This window comes from Halorientalis persicus, assembly GCF_900110215.1.
GTDB classification, from domain to species: Archaea; Halobacteriota; Halobacteria; order Halobacteriales; family Haloarculaceae; genus Halorientalis; species Halorientalis persica.
The window spans coordinates 1-1259 of the sequence record NZ_FOCX01000114.1; the positions used below are offsets into that span (position 1 = coordinate 1).

General features: G+C 57.6%; 2 protein-coding genes. Both read right to left on the reverse strand.

The annotated features are described in order from the left end of the window. On the reverse strand, window positions 1-488 hold a 488-nt coding region (locus tag BMX17_RS24895), incomplete at its 3' end, for a DUF8140 domain-containing protein (RefSeq protein ID WP_139203817.1). Between the two features lie 27 nt (window positions 489-515). After that, on the reverse strand, window positions 516-1259 hold a 744-nt coding region (locus tag BMX17_RS26610), incomplete at its 5' end, for a bifunctional DNA primase/polymerase (RefSeq protein ID WP_092665346.1).

The window sequence follows — 1259 nt, forward strand, 5'->3', positions numbered from 1 at the left end:
CCTTCGCAGACGCGACCAGGATGTTCTCCCTCCTTCTCGTACACTACTTCACCGATCTCTTGCATGATCTGGTCGCGATACTCGTACTCGTGAAGCAGTGCGTGGAAGTTGTATGCGTACCGTTCTGCGAGTCGAGAGAGGGGGATGACACCTGACAGGTCCCCCTTTCGAATCTCGTCGTGCCGGACTAGCCCTGTCGAAACGAACGCTGTTGCGATTGCTAACTCCCCTGGATCATCGAACATCGGGATGTATTTGTCGGGCTTGTTCTTCCCGAACAGCCCCTTGCCCAGTTCTCGCACCATCCGTCGGACTGGCTTGTCGGACTCAATGTCGTCTCGTTCGAGGAGCAATGCGTAGCCTCTGTCCATCAGGAGATGGCGCTGTCGGTCGCTGTACCGCTTGGGAAAGGCTGCAACGCGGTACGCTCCAATGTCGGTTTCGGCGGGATTTGTGCTGTAGGACGGTGTCTCGTTTTCGTCGGTCATTGGTGGAGATGGTGGGGATGTTGGTGGCTACTGTTCGGCTGCGAGGTCGGTGTCGATGACTGGTGCTTGGGCTTCAGTTCGGTAGTCGAAGCTCGGGGAGTCGATCGGCGTCACGACTTGGCCCACGTCGCCATGGAGCGAGAAGGGGAGTCGCGTGAATCGTGACCGGTCAGTTGTACACTTCTCGTCGATGGGGATCTCGTATTTTGCTGTGAGTATGTCGACGATGTACTCCCGTGATTCAGTATCGTAGCGGTGGGCTGAGTCGGCTGTCGGCCCGAACACGTGGCAACCTTGCCCCGAGTATTGCACAACTGGATCAGCCATGTTGAGTTGCTCTACCATGATGTCGTGGACCTGGAAGCCTAGTTCGAGCGCCCGATCAATGTCTCTGAACGCGTAGTCGTAGCCGGCAGGTTCGGCATCAATGATCCCAGCTGCATCCCGGATCTCTGCCTCTGTTTTCGTTGCTGTGTTGGTGACTGCCTCGGTCGCTCGCTCAAGTGCGACGTCTTTGGCGTCGATGTCGATGAACAAGAGCCACGAGGAATTGGTGTAGTCCGTGGCGACGTAGGCGGCGTTGGGGACCGGTTCAGCTTCATCCACAACGTCGGGATCGGCTAGCCGGTTCCCGTGGTTCATCTCTTTGAGTGGGTCGTTCCGTGCCGGTGACTGGAGGAAGGAGAGAACGTCACTGTCGTCTTCCCAGAATGTTGGGGCGGCTTTCGTCCGCCGCCGAATGAAGTCTGTTGCTGGCCGGTCGTCGCTAAC